Source organism: uncultured Streptococcus sp. (genome assembly GCF_901875575.1).
Classification (GTDB): domain Bacteria; phylum Bacillota; class Bacilli; order Lactobacillales; family Streptococcaceae; genus Streptococcus.
This window is the reverse complement of the sequence record NZ_CABFMF010000034.1, coordinates 1-1,527: the sequence shown is the minus strand read 5'-3', so window position 1 is coordinate 1,527 and position 1,527 is coordinate 1. Positions and strand designations below refer to the sequence as shown.

General features: G+C 29.9%; 2 protein-coding genes. Both read right to left on the bottom strand.

Translation table 11 applies throughout. The features are described from left to right. On the bottom strand, nucleotides 1-663 hold a 663-nt coding region (locus QZ114_RS07625; protein WP_295501703.1), incomplete at its 3' end, for a hypothetical protein. 15 nt (nucleotides 664-678) lie between these two features. After that, the gene (locus tag QZ114_RS07620; protein ID WP_295501704.1) at nucleotides 679-1,524 is read right to left on the bottom strand and encodes an ABC transporter ATP-binding protein; all 846 of its coding nucleotides are present in this window, start codon (nucleotides 1,522-1,524) and stop codon (nucleotides 679-681) included. Nucleotides 1,525-1,527 lie beyond the last annotated feature (3 nt).

The window sequence follows — 1,527 nt, the reverse complement described above, 5'->3', positions numbered from 1 at the left end:
CACAAGATACTGACTAATAGACATCGTATTTGAAGCAACAAATACAGGTAAGGAATAAAAAGGAAGAAGTTCAATTGCTTTGATAAACAAATCATTACTAGTATTCATCATAATCGTATTTAATATGTTAGGAATAAAGAGTAGTAAAGCTACTAAAATACCAAATACCAAGCCACTTTTCAATTTGTATAAATAGAAAATGTAAGATAATAGAAAATAAAATAGGACTAACAAAATTGTATTGACTACAATGGATACTATAAAATCTAAACCTAAATCACCTGGAACACCCAATTTACTTACGATGACTAGTAGCACAATGCCATTCAAAGCATAAATAATGGAAACTGAGATGGCATATAGAAAATTAGACAAGACGTAAATCATCCGATTCTTCTGTTGATTATAAAATAAGCTTATCGTATTGTGGGAAAAATCCCTGCTAATAATTCGGTTAGCATGTATAACAGCCATTAACATACCGAGCATAGCATAAAAGTTTGAAATATGCTTAATACCAAGCGATGTCCCTTGAGTCTTTAGAATAAAGAATGTAACTAGTATGAGCGGTATAAACGAGATAAGCAAACCGAGATATATTACGCCTGATGAATATAAATCTCTTATATTTTCCTTAAGAAAATTCAATTTATTTAATTTCATGATTGTAACCTTCCTTTATTTTGAACGATTTAGATAAATATCTTTAAGCGTCTCTTTTTTAGTTTCAAAATCAACTACTTTAATAGAGTTTTCGTTAAAAAATTTAAAAAGCTCACTACTTTGAATATTCCCAGACATAGTAATTCTCAGTCCCTCTTCCTGAACAATGTCCCCAAATTCTTGTTTGGTAATGAAAATGTCTCTATCTGTAGCTGATGAAAAAGCTATCTCAAACAAGCAATTATGACTATCTTTTCCTACTTTTTGGAATGTCAAAAGTCCGTTCTCCAAGAAAAGGACCCTCTCACAAATTTCTTCAATATCTTCTAATTTATGACTCGATATTAAAATTCCCACATTTTCATGTAAAGCTAAATTTTTTAGAACCGCTAAAACTATTTGTGATGATTCAATATCTAAACCATTAGTCGGTTCATCTAAAATCAATATATCAGGTTCCGTAACGAGAGTTAGAAGCAAAGCTAATTTTTGTTTTGTACCCAAAGAATAGGTCTTTACTTTTTTATTAATAGACTGAGTCAAATCTAACTCTTGAATCAAACTCCCAAATCTTTCTTGATTGTAGTCAACACCATATAAATTTGACAAATATTTTAAATTCTCTAAACCTGTTTTAGATAAAAATAATTTTGGTTCTTCAATTAAATACCCAACATTATCACTGCTTATAATATTCCCTGAAGTCGGTTGATTATTCTGAACAAGAATTTTCATCAATGTACTCTTGCCAACTCCGTTTCTCCCTACTAGACCAACAATTTCACCCTTATTAAGTGCAAAATTTATATCTTTGAGAATGGTTGAATGACCATAATTTTTACTTACATTTATAACTTCCATTTT